The sequence below is a fragment of the Desulfosarcina ovata subsp. ovata genome, from assembly GCF_009689005.1.
Taxonomy (GTDB): Bacteria; Desulfobacterota; Desulfobacteria; order Desulfobacterales; family Desulfosarcinaceae; genus Desulfosarcina; species Desulfosarcina ovata.
This window is the reverse complement of the sequence record NZ_AP021879.1, coordinates 2,311,134-2,330,108: the sequence shown is the minus strand read 5'-3', so window position 1 is coordinate 2,330,108 and position 18,975 is coordinate 2,311,134. Positions and strand designations below refer to the sequence as shown.

19 protein-coding genes and 2 tRNA genes are annotated in these 18,975 nt (G+C 54.2%); 12 read left to right on the top strand and 9 right to left on the bottom strand.

Annotated elements, in window-relative coordinates; genetic code table 11:
* Positions 1-5: 5 nt before the first annotated feature.
* Positions 6-461, bottom strand: a complete 456-nt coding sequence (locus GN112_RS10550; RefSeq protein WP_155310181.1) for a DUF3795 domain-containing protein — start codon at positions 459-461, stop codon at positions 6-8.
* A gap of 177 nt (positions 462-638) precedes the next feature.
* Here GN112_RS10550 and GN112_RS10545 point away from each other — a divergent pair, with 177 nt between their 5' ends.
* The 3 genes from GN112_RS10545 (at position 639) to GN112_RS10535 (ending at position 5,169) form a co-directional block, all read left to right on the top strand.
* Complete coding sequence (locus GN112_RS10545; protein ID WP_231716987.1) at positions 639-1,649, top strand: GlxA family transcriptional regulator; 1,011 nt, start codon at positions 639-641, stop codon at positions 1,647-1,649.
* A 185-nt stretch (positions 1,650-1,834) separates the two neighbouring features.
* A complete protein-coding gene (locus tag GN112_RS10540) occupies positions 1,835-3,268 on the top strand; it encodes a hypothetical protein (RefSeq protein WP_155310180.1) in 1,434 nt (477 codons plus the stop codon).
* Positions 3,269-3,354: 86 nt separating this feature from the next.
* Positions 3,355-5,169 (top strand): GspE/PulE family protein, encoded by a 1,815-nt coding sequence (locus GN112_RS10535; RefSeq protein ID WP_231716986.1) that lies wholly within the window; start codon positions 3,355-3,357, stop codon positions 5,167-5,169.
* 84 nt (positions 5,170-5,253) lie between these two features.
* On the opposite strand, the gene GN112_RS10530 is transcribed toward GN112_RS10535, so the two are convergent.
* The 5 genes from GN112_RS10530 to GN112_RS10510 form a co-directional block, all read right to left on the bottom strand.
* On the bottom strand, positions 5,254-6,270 hold the full coding sequence (locus tag GN112_RS10530) for a LysM peptidoglycan-binding domain-containing protein (RefSeq protein ID WP_162458869.1): 1,017 nt from the start codon (positions 6,268-6,270) through the stop codon (positions 5,254-5,256).
* 295 nt (positions 6,271-6,565) lie between these two features.
* Complete coding sequence (gene groL / locus GN112_RS10525) at positions 6,566-8,227, bottom strand: chaperonin GroEL (protein ID WP_155310178.1); 1,662 nt, start codon at positions 8,225-8,227, stop codon at positions 6,566-6,568.
* A 42-nt stretch (positions 8,228-8,269) separates the two neighbouring features.
* Complete coding sequence (gene groES / locus GN112_RS10520; protein WP_155310177.1) at positions 8,270-8,557, bottom strand: co-chaperone GroES; 288 nt, start codon at positions 8,555-8,557, stop codon at positions 8,270-8,272.
* A gap of 291 nt (positions 8,558-8,848) precedes the next feature.
* Entirely contained in the window at positions 8,849-9,130 is a 282-nt protein-coding gene (locus tag GN112_RS10515) for an FmdB family zinc ribbon protein (protein WP_155310176.1), read from the bottom strand.
* A gap of 111 nt (positions 9,131-9,241) precedes the next feature.
* Positions 9,242-9,793: a hypothetical protein gene (locus GN112_RS10510; protein WP_176603538.1), complete on the bottom strand. Its 552-nt coding sequence runs from the start codon at positions 9,791-9,793 to the stop codon at positions 9,242-9,244.
* 222 nt (positions 9,794-10,015) lie between these two features.
* On the opposite strand from GN112_RS10510, the gene GN112_RS10505 reads away from it, so the two are divergent.
* Positions 10,016-10,114 (top strand): 30S ribosomal protein bS22, encoded by a 99-nt coding sequence (locus tag GN112_RS10505; protein ID WP_073474648.1) that lies wholly within the window; start codon positions 10,016-10,018, stop codon positions 10,112-10,114.
* 89 nt (positions 10,115-10,203) lie between these two features.
* Here GN112_RS10505 and hflC read toward each other — a convergent pair whose 3' ends face one another.
* Both hflC and hflK read right to left on the bottom strand, forming a co-directional pair.
* Entirely contained in the window at positions 10,204-11,172 is a 969-nt protein-coding gene (hflC, locus tag GN112_RS10500; RefSeq protein WP_155310175.1) for a protease modulator HflC, read from the bottom strand.
* Positions 11,169-12,200: an FtsH protease activity modulator HflK gene (gene hflK, locus GN112_RS10495; protein WP_155310174.1), complete on the bottom strand. Its 1,032-nt coding sequence runs from the start codon at positions 12,198-12,200 to the stop codon at positions 11,169-11,171. Before hflK ends, hflC begins: the two co-directional genes overlap by 4 nt.
* 424 nt (positions 12,201-12,624) lie before the next feature.
* On the opposite strand from hflK, the gene GN112_RS10490 reads away from it, so the two are divergent.
* Both GN112_RS10490 and GN112_RS10485 read left to right on the top strand, forming a co-directional pair.
* On the top strand, positions 12,625-12,942 hold the full coding sequence (locus GN112_RS10490) for a DciA family protein (protein ID WP_155310173.1): 318 nt from the start codon (positions 12,625-12,627) through the stop codon (positions 12,940-12,942).
* Between the two features lie 13 nt (positions 12,943-12,955).
* Positions 12,956-13,678, top strand: a complete 723-nt coding sequence (locus GN112_RS10485) for a tRNA1(Val) (adenine(37)-N6)-methyltransferase (RefSeq protein WP_155310172.1) — start codon at positions 12,956-12,958, stop codon at positions 13,676-13,678.
* Between the two features lie 17 nt (positions 13,679-13,695).
* Here GN112_RS10485 and GN112_RS10480 read toward each other — a convergent pair whose 3' ends face one another.
* Positions 13,696-15,024, bottom strand: coding sequence for a DUF1015 domain-containing protein (locus GN112_RS10480; protein ID WP_155310171.1), 1,329 nt, complete (start codon positions 15,022-15,024; stop codon positions 13,696-13,698).
* A gap of 226 nt (positions 15,025-15,250) precedes the next feature.
* Here GN112_RS10480 and GN112_RS10475 point away from each other — a divergent pair.
* From GN112_RS10475 to GN112_RS10450, 6 genes are all read left to right on the top strand, one after another.
* Positions 15,251-15,340, top strand: a tRNA-Ser gene (locus tag GN112_RS10475).
* A 294-nt stretch (positions 15,341-15,634) separates the two neighbouring features.
* Positions 15,635-15,728: transfer RNA gene (locus tag GN112_RS10470), tRNA-Ser, on the top strand.
* Positions 15,729-15,884: 156 nt separating this feature from the next.
* A complete protein-coding gene (gene dnaX / locus GN112_RS10465; RefSeq protein ID WP_155310170.1) occupies positions 15,885-17,579 on the top strand; it encodes a DNA polymerase III subunit gamma/tau in 1,695 nt (564 codons plus the stop codon).
* Between the two features lie 12 nt (positions 17,580-17,591).
* Positions 17,592-17,903: a YbaB/EbfC family nucleoid-associated protein gene (locus GN112_RS10460; protein ID WP_155310169.1), complete on the top strand. Its 312-nt coding sequence runs from the start codon at positions 17,592-17,594 to the stop codon at positions 17,901-17,903.
* A gap of 19 nt (positions 17,904-17,922) precedes the next feature.
* Positions 17,923-18,522, top strand: coding sequence for a recombination mediator RecR (recR, locus tag GN112_RS10455; RefSeq protein ID WP_155310168.1), 600 nt, complete (start codon positions 17,923-17,925; stop codon positions 18,520-18,522).
* Positions 18,512-18,916 (top strand): YkgJ family cysteine cluster protein, encoded by a 405-nt coding sequence (locus tag GN112_RS10450; protein ID WP_155310167.1) that lies wholly within the window; start codon positions 18,512-18,514, stop codon positions 18,914-18,916. Before recR ends, GN112_RS10450 begins: the two co-directional genes overlap by 11 nt.
* The last annotated feature ends 59 nt before the right edge of the window (positions 18,917-18,975 follow it).

The following is an 18,975-nucleotide window of genomic DNA, read 5'->3' as shown; positions in this document are numbered from 1 at the left end:
TCGGCTCAGGGGTACCGGCAGCCGGTCCTGTTTTTTTCATAGTACGGTTCGATGCCATCCTTTCTGATTTTCTCATTGATGATGACCCAGGTTCGGTAGAGGGGTTTGTCAAAGTTCGTGCGCTCACAGGGAAATTCGTCGCACTGGTAGCAAAAATCAACCTGTTTTTCCTGATGGCAGGGCCGCACCCCGCAGTTTTTGAACAGCCGGCACTGCTCGTTGCGGCATCCCCGGCAGTTCTCGGACGCCAGGTGGTCGAGCATGGTCTTGAAGTCGGGATAGGCTCTAAATACGGGATCGCCCATCAGGGTCTCAAAGAATTTCGCATACGGAGCGAAATTTCCCAATTTCTCCTTGAGCCGTTGGCTGGCCCGGCGGATATCGCCATCCACATAGGCAAAACAGGATTCACAGCTCAGTCCGCAAGGTGCCAGTGCGCGCTTGATTTTTTTATGATCCATTTGGAATCCTCCTTGGGTTGAATCGTTTGGTCTGCCAGGCAGCATTCTAAAATTTGCCTGGGGAGCCGGATGGTTTGCATCATATCGGTTGCCCATGGTATGTGAAAGTGGCATAACCGACATTCTGATGGGTGATAGCGACAATGGTTTCTTTTTTTCTGCAAAGAGGAACGGGTGATGGGAGCGACGATCCGCAGGATTACCATCCTTGGCTGTTACAACGCCATGGCGACGACCCTTTTCGGTCCCATGGATATCTTCAACCAGGCGGGGCGGCTGTGGAACCGGTTGGGAAAACTCCCGCAGACCCCTTTTTTTGATGTCGTGATCGCATCGGTGGATGGAAAACCGATCCGTTGCCTGAACAACGTGCTGGTTCAGCCCCATTGCAGCATTGACGCGGTCGATTCCACGGATTTGATCATCATCGCCTCGACCACCTATATTGACAAAATTCTTGAAACCGGCCCCGGGCTGGTTCCCTGGATCCGCCGCCAGTATGCCCGGGGTGCCCATGTGGCCAGTGTCTGCACCGGCGTCTTTCTTCTGGCCGAAACCGGCCTGCTCGACGGACGATCGGCCACCCTGCATTGGGGCTTTGCCGATATGTTCCGCAAACGCTATCCCCGGGTGAATGTAAATGTTGACCGGATGTTCATCGATCAGGGGCGGTTATACTGTGCGGCCGGCGCGAACGCGGGCATGGATCTCTCCCTTTACCTGGTGGAAAAATTCTGTGGCCGGCAAACCGCCATCCAGTGTGCCAAAACCATGATTCTGGACATGGGGCGGGAGCGGCAAACCCCGTATGGGGCCTTTCTTTTAACCCGATCCCATGGCGACCCGGTCGTCACCAGCGTCCAGGAGTGGATGGAGGCCCATCACACCGAGACCATTGATTACGACCGGCTGGCGAAAAAGCACCGGATCAGCCGGCGGTCGCTGGAGCGACGCTTCAAACAGGCCACCGGACTCACCCCACTGGGCTACCTGCAGCAGTTGCGCGTCGACAGCGCCAAGCGCCTGCTGGAGGACGGCCGTTACACGGTCGCTGAAATCGTCGATCTGGTGGGCTACGCGGACATATCGTTTTTCAGAAAAATATTTGTCAAATTAACCGGGCTGCAGCCAAGGGCGTATCAGCAGCGCTTTGGCGGATACGCAGACGCGGGAAGCGGCAACGCGTAGAGATTCCTCTGGATTAGACTCAGGCGACCGGTTTGGGCCGTGCTGCCATGTGAAGCGGTCAACCCGCCTCCCCGTGTCCCTCCCGATAAAGATATTCGCTTGCACCAGACATCATGGGGGTTTTGTTTTGCAAGCCATTGCCGATAACGATATATCTATTTTAATTCGACCAGGACGGTTTGCCGATGGAGAAAGCAGTAAGGGACGAGCAGTTGTTGCTCACTGATACCCATATCGCCGATCATATCCGTGCGAATCAGGCAAAGGCTGCTGCGCTGGCGCTGGCCCAAGATACGCTGGTGCATGATCCGGCGTTGCATGATATCGCAGCCATGGCGATTTCGTGTGATTACGGGGTAATGGATGCTGACGCGCTGTTAAAACAGCTGCGGGCGATTGTCATCCTCATAGAAACCTTTAAGAACAAACCCCGCTTTCTGGAAATGCAAAGGCTGTTGATGGTATTGCTGCGCGCAGGCATTCATCGGGTCAACGGTGCGGCCATGGATGTCCTGACCCTTTGGCGGGACGCCATCCAGGTGGATATCGGCGGCAAGGTGACCATTCTCGGCAACCTTGATGACGATTTCCTGAATATTCTTTCCATGGGAAAGGAGACCCGGGAAGCCGAACGACAGCTTACGGCTATCGATCAACTGGTAAACGACGGCCACGGTGAAAAGCTTCAATCGGTTTCCGTCGCGTTCAATATTCCCTATGATGATACCGAGAAGATTCTATTCCGGATTACGACAATGTTCGATGCCAGGGGAAATTTCTCACGCCAGGCTTTCGATTCGATGGTAGATGAGCTGGCCGGTTACGGGGATCACGTTTTTGAGTTAATGTGGTGCTATTTCAAGGTGATGAAAGCGTGCACCAATCGGGTCGCTTTTCTCAATGCCTTGCAGCATCTGATCCACCGGATGAAGCGTCCGAAACATGCCCTGCGTTATTTACTGACCGATTTTTGCCGCCGGTCAGACCAGGTGATGCCTTCGGATCGCAGTGCCTTTATGCTGGCCAACATTCTCTTGCGGTCCTATAATCAGGAATTGGATGTGAACATTGAAATGACACCCGAGGACGTGCTCAATGTCCGCAAGGGGCTCGACCCGGACGTGGTTCATTACGCACAGTTTCGCGTCGATTCCATGGATGACCGCTTCTCCGCCAAAGTTCATACCATTCATGAAAATATCATTGCTCAATTAACGGCGTCCGTTCCTTTTGATCAGGCGGTAACGATACGGCAACTGCTTTTACTGGAGCGTGAGGTATTCATTTTTTTGTCGTTGATCGCTGGTCATACGGCCCGCTTCATCCTTGTTTCGGCATTGCGTGAATACGGTCATCCCCAACAAGGAGTCTATCGCTATTCGCAGGCACGCGCCTACCTGCCCATTTTTCTGCAGCACCTCAAAGTCATCATCCGGGGCGTTGGACGAGTCGGTGCGCGGGACGATGTGATTCTCCTGCGGCAGATCCACGCGTCGGAGGCGGAGTTGACGCAGTTCGATAAGTCACCTGAATATCAGCGCGCCGTGGTTCGAACCCTGGCATGGGTTGAAAAAGCCATTCACGGCATACCCGATGCCACCCATCGGCCGGTGGCATGATTTGTTTTGCACCGCTTTGCGATCCGTAACCGGCGGGCGATTCTGGGAATACATGTACGTTACAGAAGAAAAAGGGAGCCTTGGTCGTGAGCGAGCAGTTGTCATCCAAACGAATCCTTTCCGTATTGGAAAAAAGCGAATTGATTTCCTTCGCCCAGGCCCGCGATTTTTATGCCAACCGGTTTGATATGGTTCAGCAGTTCAAGCGGCGGCGCAGCAAATCCGGGGAGCCCGTGGCCGATGAGTTGCGTGACAAGCCCTTTCTGTTAATCGATGCCATCGTTTCCCTGAATCTGAAACGGCGGGGCGATCCTTCGAAGATTGTCGACGAGGATGCCATCTTTCAGGCCCTGGCAGAGAACTGGAAAATCCCTTTTGTAAAGATTGACCCACTCAAACTGGATCTCAATGTCGTTACCACCACCATTCCGATTTCCTTTGCCAAGAACCATCTGGTGCTGCCCATTGGTATCAGTCAGGGGAACTTGACCGTTGCCACGCCGAATCCGTTCAATCATGAGGTGTTCGACGACGTCAGCCGTGCCTGTCAGATGCGGGTCAGTGCGGTGGTCAGCCCCCGCACCGATATTATCAAGCTGATTGAGGAATTTTTCGGTTTCAAGCGATCCATTGCGGCGGCGGAACATCAGTTTGCCGGTCCCACCGTTGACCTGGGCAACCTCGAACGCTTCATTCACCTGAAATCCGCTGATGAATTGCCCTCCAATGACCAGCATGTGGTCAATGCCGTCAACCACCTGTTCGTTTATGCCTTCGACCAGAAGGCCAGTGATATTCACATTGAGCCCAAACGGGATGTGAGCCTGGTCAGGATGCGTATCGACGGCGTGCTGCACACGGTTTACCGGCTGCCCAAAAACGTCCATTCGGCCATTATCAGTCGCATTAAGAACCTGTCCGGACTCGATATGGCCGAAAAACGGCGACCCCAGGACGGCCGCATCAAAACCGGCAAGCAGAATGTCGAAGTGGAGATTCGCGTATCCACCGTGCCGGTGGCTTTTGGTGAGAAAGTGGTCATGCGGATCATGGATCCGGACATCCTGTTTCAGGATCTGGCAAGCCTGGGGTTCTCTTCGGTGGATATGAAGAAGTACAACCAGATTATCGCCCACCCCCATGGCTTGGTGCTGGTCTGTGGGCCCACGGGAAGCGGAAAATCCACCACCTTGTATTCTACCCTGCGGAAAATCAGCACCACCCGGGTCAATGTGACCACCATCGAAGATCCCATCGAGATGGTTCATGAAGATTTCAATCAGATTGCCGTAAAGCCCCAGTTGGGCATCACCTTTGGATCGATTATGCGCAACATCCTGCGGCAGGATCCCGACATTATCATGGTTGGTGAACTCAGGGACCTGGAGACGGCAGAAAACGCCATCCAGGCAGCGCTGACCGGTCATCTGGTGCTTTCCACCCTCCACACCAACGATGCCCCTTCCTCGATCATCCGGCTCATGGATCTGGGGGTCCCTTCTTTTCTGATCCAGGCCACGTTGCGGGGAATTCTTTCCCAGCGGCTGGTTCGCAAAATCTGCAACAACTGCAAGGAAACGATTGAAATCGACGCCTCCGCACTGCAGGCCATGGGGTTGGAAACCGGCCGGTCCGGATGCTTGTCCCTTTACCGGGGCAGGGGCTGCCAGAAGTGCCGGGAGACCGGCTATCTGGGCAGAACCACCATCCATGAGGTTCTGCCGTATTCGGAAGCGATCAAAGCCATGACGGTTCCGGACGCCGATCTGGCCGGCCTGACCGAGGCGGCCCGCAAAGAAGGTATGATTTCGTTGCGCGAGAGTGCCATAGAGAGGCTCCTGGAGGGCACGACCACCTATCAGGAAGTTCTGCGCGTGACCTCTGCAGACAATCCGAACTGACGAAGGAAAAAAGCTGGTGGAGGGGGGGCTGGCGGCCGGCTCCGTTCCATCGGTGACGCGGAACCGGCCGTCAGTGACAGTGATTTAGTGGATGGGGGTGCGGAAATGTTCTCCCCGCCGGATGTTGTTGCTGGCATTGGTGATCACCACGGTCGAGGTGGTCGCTTCCGTGTGCAGAACCATAAAGGCGCCAAGATCGACCGGCGGCAGGGCCGCTCCACTGTCCAGCTTCTGTTGCCTGTAGATGCTGTACTGCTGGCCGACCTCGATATGGTCAGACCGGCCTTTGTCGATAAAGGCCAGGACATAATCACCGGTCAATGTGGAGTGTTCCTCGGAGATGACAATCTGACCCTCGATTCCCGGCGTACTCGGCTTGAGTTCGATTTTGGCGCTTTTCTGTACATAGGGCATCAGCAGATCATCAACGCGCATGGTCCGGAAGGATTTGATTACTGTTGCCGTTACCAGATCCGGTTTTTTCTGAGTCACTTCAACGATGCCCAGAAGGTAATGCTGGGTTCCGATCGTATCCGTCGAATTCCGCGCATCCGTAGGGGCCATATACCGGAACACGGTATGCCGGCTCCCCGGGATGAGCTGATTCTGTGATGCATCTGCTGAGGGGCGGATGTAGACGATGTCCCCTTCGCTGATCAGGGTTTTTTTGCCTTCGACATCCAGCAGGGTTCCCGATGGTTCTACCGGAGGCTTGCGGATGAAGCCGACACGATTGATGGCGGAAAAGAGGAAATAGGGCGCCTCCGCTTTTGGGGCAGGGGACGGCATGCTCGGTACACTTTCAATGGCGGTGGCCTGCGTGCCTGATTTTTTGTAAAGCCGGATCCGTTCTCCTGGAAAGATCCAGTGAGGATTACTGATCTGGTCGTTTTCTTCCCATAATTCCGGCCACAGCCAAGGTGAGTCATTGAATTGCCTGGAAAGATCCCAGAGCGTATCCCCTTTTTGAATGGTGTAGTAGAATCCTGTTTCACTTTCGACGACATTGATATTGTCCGCCGCTGTTGCCGCTGAGGAAAAAAACAGCGCAAGCAGGACAAAAAAGCAAAAATCCATCATTGAATTCGTTCTGCAACTCATCAGATACCTCATGTTTAGGGTGTCGTAGATGGTTCTATAGCAATCCAGATAATGATAATGTCTTTAGGTGTTATCGGTCGAAAGCGGTATGACTTTACAGTGTCCTTCTTCTGGCCTTGCAAAAAACATGATCTTAAACCCGATATGTGAACTTTTTCATTGATTTCAGTAACCTGATTCTCAGCGTGTTGTCAAGCGTTTAGATGTCGAAGTGGCCGAACAAGAAAAGCCCCCGCACAAAAAAATCGTGTGGGGGCTTTTGTCTGTTAGCGTGTGCAGACTTGGAGCAAACGGCCTACATCATGCCGCCCATGCCGCCCATGCCACCCATGCCGCCCATACCGCCGGCACCGGCGCCAGCCATCGGGTCGGCTGCCTTGTCGTCGGGTTTCTCAGCGATCATGGCCTCGGTGGTGAGCATCAGGGATGCCACGCTGCCTGCATTTTGCAGGGCGAAACGAACCACTTTGGTGGGGTCGATGACACCGGCTTCGATCAGGTCTTCATACTCATTGGTCGCCGCATTGTAGCCCATGGCGCCTTCGGCGTTTTTAACCTTATCGATGACCACACTGCCCTCGTAACCGGCGTTGGAAGCGATCCGGCGGAGCGGTTCTTCAATGGCGCGCATAACCACTTTGACGCCCAATTTCTGGTCAGCCTTGATTTTGACCTTGTCCAGTGCGGAAAGGGTGCGCACCAGGGCGACACCGCCACCGGGCACGATACCCTCTTCAACGGCGGCACGGGTCGCGTTGAGTGCGTCTTCAACACGGGCTTTTTTCTCTTTCATCTCGGTTTCGGTGGCTGCCCCGACATTGATTACGGCAACGCCACCGATCAGTTTGGCCAGACGTTCCTGCAGTTTTTCACGATCATAATCGGAGGAAGTTTCTTCGATCTGTGCGCGGATCTGTTTGACCCGGCCTTCCAGAGCGGAGCGTGCACCGGCGCCGTCGACGATGGTGGTGTTGTCTTTGTCGATGGAGATGCGTTTGGCTTTACCCAGATCGGTAATGGTCATGCTCTCGAGTTTGATGCCCAGATCTTCGGATACCACCTGACCGCCGGTGAGAATGGCGATATCTTCGAGCATCGCTTTTCTGCGATCGCCGAAACCGGGGGCTTTGACAGCGGCAACCTGCAGGGTGCCGCGCAGTTTGTTCACGACCAGGGTGGCCAGTGCTTCACCATCCACGTCCTCGGCAATGATTACCAGGGGTTTGCCCATTTTGGCTACCTGTTCAAGAACCGGCAGCAGGTCTTTCATGTTGCTGACTTTTTTTTCATTGATGAGGATATAGGGGTCTTCCAGGGAGGCAACCATTTTCTCCGGGTCGGTGACAAAGTAGGGGGAGAGGTAACCGCGGTCGAACTGCATACCCTCGACCACATCCAGAGTGGTCTCCATCCCTTTGGCCTCTTCGACCGTGATGACGCCTTCTTTGCCGACCTTGTTCATGGCCTCGGCAATGATGTTGCCGATGGTTTCGTCGTTGTTGGCGGAGATGGTTCCGACCTGGGCAATTTCCCGCTGATCCTTGGTCGGTTTGCTCATTTTGTGAAGCTCTTTAACGGCAGTCTCGACGGCTTTGTCGATGCCCCGTTTAATGGACATGGGGTTGTTGCCGGCGGCAACGAGTTTCTGCCCCTCTTCGTAGATGGCGCGGGCAAGCACGGTTGCAGTGGTGGTTCCGTCACCGGCCATGTCGCTGGTTTTGCTGGCGACTTCCTTGACCATTTGGGCACCCATGTTCTCAAACTTATCTTCCAGTTCGATCTCTTTTGCAACGGTGACACCGTCTTTGGTAACCGTGGGAGAACCCCACGATTTATCGATGACGACGTTTCTGCCCTTGGGACCCAGGGTGACAACCACTGCATCGGCAAGCGCCTTTACGCCGTTGAGCATTGCCTCGCGGGCTTTCATATCGTACTTAATCACTTTACCAGCCATATTAAATAACCTCCCTATCTAAAACGTTTAAAGAATCAACCATTACTCAATGACGCCGAGCACGTCGTCTTCGCGCATGATCAAGTACTCTTCACCTTCAATCTTCACTTCGGTGCCTGAATATTTTCCAAACAGAATCTTATCGCCAACCTTGATTTCCAAGGCAACGCGACTCCCATCATCGCCAACTTTGCCATTGCCGACGGCGACCACTTGGCCTTCAGCCGGTTTCTCTTTGGCCGTATCCGGAATGATGATTCCACCTTTGGTCTTGGTCTCTTCCTCGACGCGCTGCACCAGAATTCGATCCTGCAATGGTCTGAGTTTCATGTTTTCATCTCTCCTTTTTCGTTTGGTACTTGTGTTGATAGCTGAAAAAAGCCAATCCATGTTATTTGAACGGAATCCGACCCAAGGGTTCCGTTGGTAGCAAAATGGTAACCAGCAAATTGAATTTGGGTCACTCGAACGCGCAAAAGATTCAATATACTAATCACATGTCATGCATTGTAAAGGATAGGTGTCGGGTTCCCGTTGAAAAAAGCGGTCTGGCACCCGCTTTTGACGCCAATTCCACAAACGCATGGTCATGGATTTATGGTTGGCATCCGTAATCGGTTCCTATTTATCGCTTTGCGCTGGCGTTGCTTTTGTATCGCCGGAGGTGCTTTTCTCATTCTTGGTTTCAGATGGCGCTGCACTTTTCCCGTTTTCAGGGGAGGATTTTTTGGAATAGTCCGTTACATACCAGCCGGTACCCTTTAAATGGAAGCTGCTCTGTGAAATCAGTTTGTTCAGTTTTCCAGAGCAATGTTTGCAAGTGGTCAGCGGGGCATCCGAAAATTTCTGAATGGCCTCTTCAATTTTCCCGCAGGCAGTGCATTGATATTCGTAGAGCGGCATGGAAAAACTCCTCCAAATGATGCAAACATTAATTATAATAGGGTGTTCAGTCGAATTGACTGCACTAATATATGTCGTCTTTCAGGGTTGTCAAGAAAAGGCAGATGAAAATCAAAGGATTGATTTCAACCCGTCGATGGGGGCGTGCCAAGTGCTGTAGAATGTCAGCACGGTATGCATGGGCGGCGCCTTCACCGCATCCAAAATATCGCGCGTAATCCCGTGAACACGGTGTTCTTCGGTGAGTTTTTCAACGTCCGTGGCGTTAAAATTCTGAATGAAGCGACTGAAGCGGACGATATGAATCAATTCGTGGGTGATCACATAAAGGGCAAAAGGGAAAAGGGTGATTTCAGGGTGTTCGTTCAGGACCTTCAATATGGCATGGTCCTGGACGCAGATTTTGTAAAGATCATAGGTGCTGGATCCTAATACACCACCATCCGGTTTGCCCTCATAGCGGATGATCTGGGCGAATGGTCCGTCGACGATTTCAGTATCATTCAGGTCGACCAGGGTTTTGACGTCGTATTTGGGATGCAGCCATTGACTGGCTGACATCTTATAATGGTTGCTGACCAACTCTTCGGCCATGGAGACCGCATTGTTAACAGCGGTCAACGCGTCAGTAGTAAATGTGGGGAGGCTGACCTTTTTTTGCATGCAATTCCTGTAGCATACCCACTTTCAGGGATCAACAGCATAATCGATGCCACGTGCAGCGTTTCGCGTAAGTAAAAATGGTTTTCGCCCGCCGGGACGGCCGATCGATACACGGTCGGGGCTCCTGGACAAGATGAAATCAAAAAAAGATGGACAAGCCCCAGGCGATGGTATAATAGACCGAATTTATCCAAATAACTTAACACGAATGGGGGTGATCTGTTGGGTAGCGTGATCAAGAAACGAAGAAAAAAGATGCGTAAGCATAAGCACAGAAAGCTGTTGGCCCGTACGCGGCATCAGCGCAGAAAGGGCAAATAATGCTACCTTCGACATTCTGTGGAGCCCAATAAAAAAGCACCGACATGGGTCTGTCGGTGCTTTTTATTGGTCGTTCGACATATTTGCCCTTACGGCGATACCGATGATTTTCCCTCGTAGCCCTTCATGTATTTGAAGATCTCGGAATCTGTCGACAGCACGAGCGAACTGTTGCGCGACAGCGCGTCATTATACACTTCGAGCGTTTTTACAAATGAATAGAACTCCGGATCGAGTCCATAGGATTCGGCGTAAAGCCGGGTTGACTCCGCATCGGCCTTGCCTTTGACCTCTTGAGCGGTACGGTAGGCTTCCGATTCGATGCGCTTCAATTCGCGTTCTTTTTCACCTAGGATCTTCTGGGCTTCGCCTTTTCCTTCGGACCTGAATTTTTGTGCGATCTGCTTCCGTTCGGCAATCATTCGATCGTATACCGATTTGCGGACTTCCTCAACATAGTTGACCCGCTTGATTTTGACTTCCACCAATTCAATTCCGAATGGGGCCAGTTTGGGCTTGGCCTGGTTCAAAATGCCGCTGTCAATTTTGTCACGACCGATGAAAACCTGAGAAAAACGGGCCGGTTTGTCATTTTGGGGCTCTTCCTGGATGCCGTCACCGAGATCCTCGAAGGTATCCAGCTCGCGATTGCTGTTGCGCACGGCTTCGATGAGACGGTTGGAAGTGATGAAGTTGCGCACCGTGGGGTCGATGATTTCATCGAGACGCTGCTGCGCCCGGTTGACGTAGCCGACGCTTTTGAAAAATGTGACCGGATCGACGATTTTCCACCGCGCAAAGGTGTTGACCCAGATATAGGTCTTGTCCCGGGTGGGAATCTGGCCTGGATCGCCGTCCCACTCCTGCAGGTTTTTAGGGAAGACCAGGGCTTTTTCGATGACCGGGATTTTGAACTTGAGCCCGGGCGTGGTTTCGGTCCGTTGAACTTTATCGAAACGGGTGACCACGACCTGTTCGGTTTCGTCCACCGTATAGGCACACACGAAGAGGAGCAGCACCAATGCACCGGCAATGGCCAGTATCGCTTTTAATTTCATTTTGATTCACCACCATTGTTTCCAAGGTTCAAAAGGGGGAGAAGATTTTTCTGATCCGCATCAACGATAAATTTGCGGCTGATTTTGGGGAGCAGTTCTTGGAGGGATTCCAGATAAAGCCGCCGTTTGGTCACATTTTGGGCCTTGGCATATTCAGTATAAAGGTCTTTGAACCGGGCCGCATCACCTTTGGCGCGGTTGATGCGATCCAGCGAATAGCCCTCGGCGGCCTTGATGGTTCTTTCCGCCTCCCCCTTGGCGGCCGGGATGGCTTTGTTGTAGTCCTCCCGGGCCTGGTAGATCATTTTCTCCTTTTCCTGGGTGGCCTGGTTGACTTCGTTGAAGGAGGGCTGGACCGGCTCGGGGACATTGGTTTTTTTCATTTCTACCGTGACGACGTTGATACCGGTTTCCGCCTTGTCCAATTCCTTCTGCAGTACCTGCAACGCCTCCACGGCGATTTCATCCCGCTTGGAGATCACTTCGTTAATGCTTCGATCGCCAACCACCAGACGCATGCTCGATTCCGACAGGTCCCGCAGCAGCCCATTGGGGTCCTTGACTTTGAACAGGTAATTGTAAGGATCCTTGATCCGGTACTGAACGATCCATGGCACGACCGCCACGTTCAGGTCGCCGGTGAGCATCAGGGAGATGCTGGCCGTATCCGATGCCGAAGTATAGCCGCCGTAGTCGTTACGATCCGACTGGAATCCGAACTCTTCTTTGTAGACCCGATCCTGGCGAACCTTGGTCACTTTTTCGATACCGAAGGGCATTTTGAAGTTGGGCCCCGGTTCGGCGATGCGGACAAACTTGCCGAAACGTTGAACCACGCCGACCGAACCGGATTCGATGGTAAAAAAGATCGAGTATCCGATCAACAAGACCAGGACGACGATGACAATCAGCACCGAACCGCCGGGTGGTTTGAATTTTTTCAACTGGTTGATCACATCGTCCATCTGCGGCGGCGGACCGCCATGTTGCTGATGCTGACGGTTCAATTTTTCCCAATCCCAGGCCATTTTTTTTCCTTGTTTAGAAGTGATCTGAAGCGCGTTGTGATTGACGCGAGTGTGATTAAGGCCCACCCTGTCGCTTGCCGGTTCGATCATCTGCCTGCTGCGGTTACTCCGCCGCTGGCTGTGGGTAGCTCCTATGACGCCGGATGGCTGGATCATATCTGCACCGGATGATGGGCAAATGTATGATAATCTAAGGTTGGCCCCTGCCTAAGTCAAGGAAAATCAATGGACAAGGCCTTGTTAATGAGTATCGACGATCCTGAATCGCCTGCCCGTGTGAGCCGCCGATGAAAGCTTGGTGTTGACTTCGCACATGACTATCCCTATAGGCCATTGACAGGCGGAATCTTGGAACCTCGCCCCGTTCAGGGCCATCACCACAGCGGGCGGTGCGTCTGTTGCCAATCAAGGAGCCAGTTTGATCATGGAGAAAAAACGCTCGTCGGCCAATGCGTTGACACCTATCGGACGGGTGCTGGAGACCATTATTGAAAGGTGCCGGTCCGACAGCAGCGGTGGGATTTTGCATCTGGTCCAGGTGTGGGATAAAACCGTGGGCCCGCCGATTTCAGACAATGCGCGGCCGTTTGCCGTCAATGGCTCGCTGCTGTTGGTGCATGTCTCCAGCTCTGTGTGGCTGCACCAGCTCCGGTTTCTTAAAACCGAGCTGATTGAAAAGCTCAACAGCGCACTTCCCGGAGGCGCGATCACGGATATCAAATTTAAAGTCGGACGACTCTAAGCCCGGTTATTCTATGGAACCCGTTACGCGCGACTCTTTTTTTGATGGCAGAATCGTTCTCCATCAACCCAAACACGGATACCGATTTTCCATTGATGCGGTGATCCTTGCGCATTTGTCGCTCCCCAAGGCCGGAGAAAAGGTACTTGACCTGGGGGCCGGTTGTGGCGTCATTCCCATTATGCTGGCCCATCGGCATGCGGCGATTCATCTTACCGCCGTTGAAATCCAGTCTGCGCTGGCCGGCTTTGCCCGCCAGAACGTGACCCTTAACCAAATGGCGGACCGGATCCGCATCGTGGAAAAGGATATGGCCAAGCTCTCACAGGGGGACGTTGACGGACCGGTCGATCTGGTGGTGAGCAACCCACCGTATCGCAAACGGGACAGCGGCAGGATCAACAGCAACGGCCAACGGGCCATGGCGCGCCATGAGCTGACGATCGATCTGCCGACGCTGCTGCATACCGCACGGCGCCTGCTGCGCAAAATGGGCCGTCTGGCGGTCATCTATCCGGCGGTGCGGTCGGTCGATCTGTTGTCGGCCATGCGCACCGAAGGGATCGAACCCAAGCGGCTGACCATGGTTCATGCGCGCGCCGCATCAGCGGCCCAGCTGGTTGTGGTGGCGGGCGTTAACGGCGGCCGGCCGGGACTAGAAGTGACCCGGCCGCTTCAGGTTTACAATGACAATGGCACCTATACCCCTGTTGTCGACGCCATGTTCAAGTGCTGATCGCATGGTGGACTCGCCTACTCGGCCAGCGTGTTCATCACCAGGCCGGATCTCACTTTCGGATAGAAATAGGTCGACTTTCGAGGCATGATCAGCCCTTTTTGAGCGACTTCCTGAACCTGCTCGATGCGGGTGGGATTGAGGATGAAGGCCGCATCAAAGTCGCCGCTGTCGATGGCCGCAAGGGCTTTGTCCGCCGTGCTGGCATAGCCGAAGCGCGTTGCGTCGTCTAACCGCTGCTGGTCGAATTCGAGGATGGTCATAAACAGCAGACGGGTCAGTACGGTGACGTCCAGCTGTTGCAATGCCGGATCGAGTTCGCCGCCGAACAGCTCTTCCATGACTCCGGATCGAAGGGTCAGGAGGTGGAACACGGAAGCGTGCCGGGTGTAGATACCGATCGGCTGGCTGGCGACCCCTTGTTCCAGATCGGCCAGAAACTGTTTCTCGACCGTTTTGCGATTGTCCGCCGCAAACGGATAGTCGGCGATGTTGAACCAGGCCCGTGAGCGGTTCAGGGCCTTTTGCATCTCCTCTGCGCCAAGCCCCTTGACCAGACGATGGGCGGGCAGGATTATCAGCCCCGGATCGCTCATGCTGCACAGGTACATCAGCACATAATTGGCCGGATGCTGGTCGTTGAAGGTGGGATCGGTCGCCTGCAGGTGTTTCTTGAAATTCAGGGACGTTTCATAACGATGGTGCCCGTCGGCGATGAAGAGGCGCTTGTCCTGCATGGCCGCCGTGACCCGGGCGTGAACCGCCGGATCTATAATTCGCCACAGCCGGTGCCGGTGGCCTTGCTCGTCGGTAAAGTCGACTGCCGGCTGGGATTTGTCGACCGCCGCTTCCAGAGTGCCCAGAATAAATCCTTCATCCGGATAAAGTGAGAAGATGGGGCAGTAGTTACAATGCGTGGCCTTGAGCAATTCGAGTCTTTCGGATTTTACTTTGGAGAAGGTCTTTTCATGGGGCAGGATGATTCTTTTTTCAAACGCTTCGATACCGACCCGGGCGATCAGGCCATAGCGCGTAACGGACGATTCGCCATGGGCGTAGGTAATTGCCTTGAGGTACAGCGCCGGCTGGTCATCCTGTTTGAGAACCCCCTGGGTCATCCATTCCCGGAAGTAGGCGGCCGACCGGGTATGGGGATTGTCCCGGGGAGTATCGGCCGGCGTACTTTGGCCCAGGATCAGGCGGATAACATTGTTGGGATGACGCTCATGAAAGGCCTGTTGTTCCCCGGGGGGAATCACGTCATAGGGCGGGGTGGTGACATCTGCGCTGTCGGTAATGATTTCCGGGTTATACAATATTCCTTTAAACGGCAATACGGTAGCCATGAATTGTCCTTTCCTTTGTTGGGTCGGCGCCGAATTGGGCTTGATACTATAAACGGACCGGTCAGTTCAAGAATAAATCAGTGGCCGGCGTTGGGGGGGCGGCATCCGATATGAATTTGAGGCTTGACAAATTGCGTTCAAAAAGGATATCGAATTTGCTTCCACACGGGTGCCTGTGAGCCCCAAGCAGCGGTGGGTGGGCGTACCAAAGTCCACTTTGTAAAACGGAAGGATGGCCGAGTGGTTGAAGGCGCTGGTCTCGAAAACCAGTGAAGTGGCAACGCTTCCGAGAGTTCGAATCTCTCTCCTTCCGCCATTACCCCTGTAAGTTCCGCTGGTCCGCCGCAATTCCCGTTGAATCCCGCTGAAACACCACTTCCCTGATAGAAACCAAACCCGCTTTTTCGGTTTTTTCGGTCATTCGGATCATGAAAAAACACCTTGATTTTTGTCGGTGGGAATGAGATACAAACCTCCGTCCGTTGGTGACGGGCAACCAGAAAATAGCGATGTTGCCGGTCACCCTTTTCCTGCTGCAGCACGTGTTTGTCAGATGGCGACGTCACTGTTAGGAAATACCAGCGGCAATTCAGTTTGGTCTGCCTTATGCGGAGAGATGTCCGAGTTGGCTGAAGGAGCACGACTGGAAATCGTGTGTGTCGTTTATAGCGGCACCGAGGGTTCGAATCCCTCTCTCTCCGCCACCATCTTGTTCCCCCGCCCCCTTTTTCCCCAACATCCGTTTTTTCAGTTTGCACTCCCATGACGCCTGACGGACGGACCCGGGAAATTGCGGCTTGCCCGCCCGTGGCGGTTGGGATACATTAGGGCAACAAACCGGTGTTCAAGGATTTTGCCAGATGGGCTATCTTGTTTTAGCGCGAAAATACAGACCCCAGACCTTCGATGCGGTGGTCGGCCAGCAGCATGTCACCCAGACCCTGAAGAACGCCATCAAGGCCGGTCGGGTGGCCCATGCGATCCTGTTTTCCGGTCCCCGGGGAACCGGAAAGACCACCATCGCACGGATTCTGGCCAAGGCCATGAATTGCGCTTCGGGTCCCACCGATACACCGTGCAACCAGTGCCGCTCCTGTACGGACATTACCGCCGGGCGCGGTGTGGACGTGTTCGAAATCGACGGTGCTTCCAACAACAGTGTCGAACAGGTCCGTGAGCTTCGCGACAACAGCCGGTACATGCCGGCCCACAGCCGTTTCAAAATCTATATCATCGATGAAGTTCACATGCTCAGCATTGCCGCCTTCAATGCGCTGCTTAAAACACTGGAGGAGCCGCCGGCGCATGTGATGTTCTTCTTTGCCACCACCGAAGCGCACAAAATCCCCATCACGATTCTTTCGCGCTGCCAGCGCCACGATCTCAAACGGATTGAATTGAATGCCGTGGTGGCCCACATGGAAGCGCTTTGCCAGCAGGAAGAGGTCGTTATCTCTTCCGGCAACCTGTGGAGTATTGCCCGCGAATCCGGCGGCAGTATGCGCGACGCACTCAGCCTTCTGGACCAGATCCTGGCCTGCAGCGACGGCGAATTGGACGATGCCTACGTGACGAACCTTCTGGGGGGCATGGACCGCAGCGTGTTTTTCGATTTTTCCGCGGCCGTCTTCGCCGGTGATCTTTCTCGCATATTGGCCGTCATCGACACGGTTTACAAAAATGGTCAGGATCTGAAGCGGTTTTATGCCGACCTGCTGATGCATTTCCGCCACCTGATGCTGGTGAAAATGAAGGTTCGATCGGAAATCCTGGTTGATTTGTCACCTGGAGAGATCGAATCCATGGCCGCTCAGGTCAAAGATGTTTCCGCCGCGCTGATCGATCAGGTATTTACTTTGTTGTTCAACGCCGAGGCCAGCATGCGGCATGCGTTTCAGCCCCGACTGGCCATGGAGATGGTCTTTTTCAAGATCCACCAGATCGTTCCGGCACTGCCCATCGATCAGCTGATTCAGCGCATGGACAGCCTTCTGAGTGATCCGCAGCTTCAGGCGGTGCCCGAGGCCGGTATCGTTGAAGCCCAATCCGCTTATGGGAGTGCGGCCGTGGCGCCACCGTCATCCGCTTCCCCGGCCCCGGCGGTGGAAAATCCCGGGTCGGTGCTGCCGGCAACCCCTGTCGGTCAGGAGGCGGCAGCCGATGAATCGCGTCCAGTTGCAACGGATGGCGGTGATGATCCGTGGGCGCAGGTCATGGCGGCCATTCGAGACGCCAAACCGTCCATCGCCGGCGCGCTTTCCCGTGCGACGCGGGTTGATGTTTCCGACAAAGCGTTCACGGTCGTTTTGCCGGATAACGGTTTTACCCTGAACCTGATCAACAAGAATCTGGAGATGATCAACGCCGTCTGCCGGGAACAGGCCGCCGGACGGGAGATCAAAATCGAGGCTGCCGGGGATTCGGCCGGCGGAAAAGAGAAAGCGGCGGCCAAACAGAAAAACAATGACATCAGACAGCAGTTGCTTAATCACCCGCTGGTGGCCGATGCTGTCGATATTTTCAGCGGGAAAATTGAAGAGATCAAAATCAGATAGGAGGAAATGCCGATGAAGGGCATGGGAAACATGATGAAGCAGGCCCAGAAACTTCAATCCAAGATGATGCGCATGCAGGAGGAACTGGCCGGCAAAACCGTTGAAACCACAGCCGGCGGTGGAATGATTACGGTGGTGGCCAATGGTTCACAGCAGATCGTCTCGATCAAGATCGAAAAGGAAGTGGTTGATCCGGATGACGTGGAAATGCTCGAGGACCTGGTCCTGGCCGCCGTCAACGATGCACTGGCCAAAGCCCAGGAGATGGTCTCCTCGGAGATGGGTAAACTTACCGGCGGGATGAAGATTCCCGGGCTCATGTAATCGGTCACCTTCGATCCCCATGGATTACTACCCTGTTTCCATCAAGAATCTGATCCGCAGCCTGGCCCGGCTGCCGGGAATCGGCCAGAAGACCGCCGAACGGCTGGCCATGCACATTCTGCAGCAGCCGGCCGATGAAGCCCATCAGCTGGCCAGAAATATCGTGGATCTGAAAAAGAAGCTGCGGCTGTGCCAGCGCTGCTTTGCGCTCAGTGACGATACCCTGTGCCGCATCTGCAACGATCCCGCCCGTGAGAACGGACTGATCTGTGTGGTGGAACAGCCGGCGGACATGGCCTCCATTGAAAAGTCCGGCGCGTTCAACGGGCGCTATCACATTCTTGGCGGGGTGCTGTCCCCCATGGACGGCATCGGTCCTGACGATATCAAAATTGCCCAGCTGGTCGATCGGGTTGAAAAAGAGGCGATCCGGGAGATCATTATAGCAACCGGAACCAACGTGGAAGGGGAATCCACCGCCGCCTACATTGCCGGCATCCTCGAACCGCTGCCGGTGACCGTTTCGCGTATCGCATCGGGCGTGCCCATGGGCGGGGATTTGAAGTATGTGGATCAGGTAACCTTGAAACGCGCCATGGAGAGCCGACATGGAATCTGACGAAACCTGCGAAGAACTGTTTTGCTGCACTTTGTGCGGTGATTGCTGCAAAGGATTTGGCGGAACCTACCTGACCGAAAGGGACATTGACGCCATCGCCCGTTTTCTTAAGATCGGCAAGGATGAACTGGTGCGCGGGTATACCCAGCGGTCGGGATCGAAACGCGTCATTGCCCAGGGCGACAATGGCTACTGCATCTTCTGGGACAAAGTCTGCACCATCCATCCGGTCAAGCCCTGGATGTGCCGGCAGTGGCCATTTATCCCCGGTGTTCTTGCGGATGTGAACAACTGGCGGGCCATGGCCGCATCCTGCCCCGGGATGAACACCGCGCTGGACGACCGGCAGATTCTTGCCTGTGTAAAGAAGAAAATGACCCCCAAACCGAAATAGCCGCCGGATAGTCGGTTTGGCGATGCATGGCGGCCGCAGAATCTTGTGGCGCCTGCCGC

Coding starts and splice junctions, on each gene's coding strand:
- GN112_RS10550 (WP_155310181.1), bottom strand. CDS start 461: ATGGATCATAAAAAAATCAAGCGCGCACTGGCACCTTGCGGACTGAGC.
- GN112_RS10545 (WP_231716987.1), top strand. CDS start 639: ATGGGAGCGACGATCCGCAGGATTACCATCCTTGGCTGTTACAACGCC.
- GN112_RS10540 (WP_155310180.1), top strand. CDS start 1,835: ATGGAGAAAGCAGTAAGGGACGAGCAGTTGTTGCTCACTGATACCCAT.
- GN112_RS10530 (WP_162458869.1), bottom strand. CDS start 6,270: ATGAGTTGCAGAACGAATTCAATGATGGATTTTTGCTTTTTTGTCCTG.
- groL (WP_155310178.1), bottom strand. CDS start 8,227: ATGGCTGGTAAAGTGATTAAGTACGATATGAAAGCCCGCGAGGCAATG.
- groES (WP_155310177.1), bottom strand. CDS start 8,557: ATGAAACTCAGACCATTGCAGGATCGAATTCTGGTGCAGCGCGTCGAG.
- GN112_RS10515 (WP_155310176.1), bottom strand. CDS start 9,130: ATGCCGCTCTACGAATATCAATGCACTGCCTGCGGGAAAATTGAAGAG.
- GN112_RS10510 (WP_176603538.1), bottom strand. CDS start 9,793: ATGCAAAAAAAGGTCAGCCTCCCCACATTTACTACTGACGCGTTGACC.
- hflC (WP_155310175.1), bottom strand. CDS start 11,172: ATGAAATTAAAAGCGATACTGGCCATTGCCGGTGCATTGGTGCTGCTC.
- hflK (WP_155310174.1), bottom strand. CDS start 12,200: ATGGCCTGGGATTGGGAAAAATTGAACCGTCAGCATCAGCAACATGGC.
- GN112_RS10490 (WP_155310173.1), top strand. CDS start 12,625: ATGGAGAAAAAACGCTCGTCGGCCAATGCGTTGACACCTATCGGACGG.
- GN112_RS10485 (WP_155310172.1), top strand. CDS start 12,956: ATGGAACCCGTTACGCGCGACTCTTTTTTTGATGGCAGAATCGTTCTC.
- GN112_RS10480 (WP_155310171.1), bottom strand. CDS start 15,024: ATGGCTACCGTATTGCCGTTTAAAGGAATATTGTATAACCCGGAAATC.
- dnaX (WP_155310170.1), top strand. CDS start 15,885: ATGGGCTATCTTGTTTTAGCGCGAAAATACAGACCCCAGACCTTCGAT.
- GN112_RS10460 (WP_155310169.1), top strand. CDS start 17,592: ATGAAGGGCATGGGAAACATGATGAAGCAGGCCCAGAAACTTCAATCC.
- recR (WP_155310168.1), top strand. CDS start 17,923: ATGGATTACTACCCTGTTTCCATCAAGAATCTGATCCGCAGCCTGGCC.
- GN112_RS10450 (WP_155310167.1), top strand. CDS start 18,512: ATGGAATCTGACGAAACCTGCGAAGAACTGTTTTGCTGCACTTTGTGC.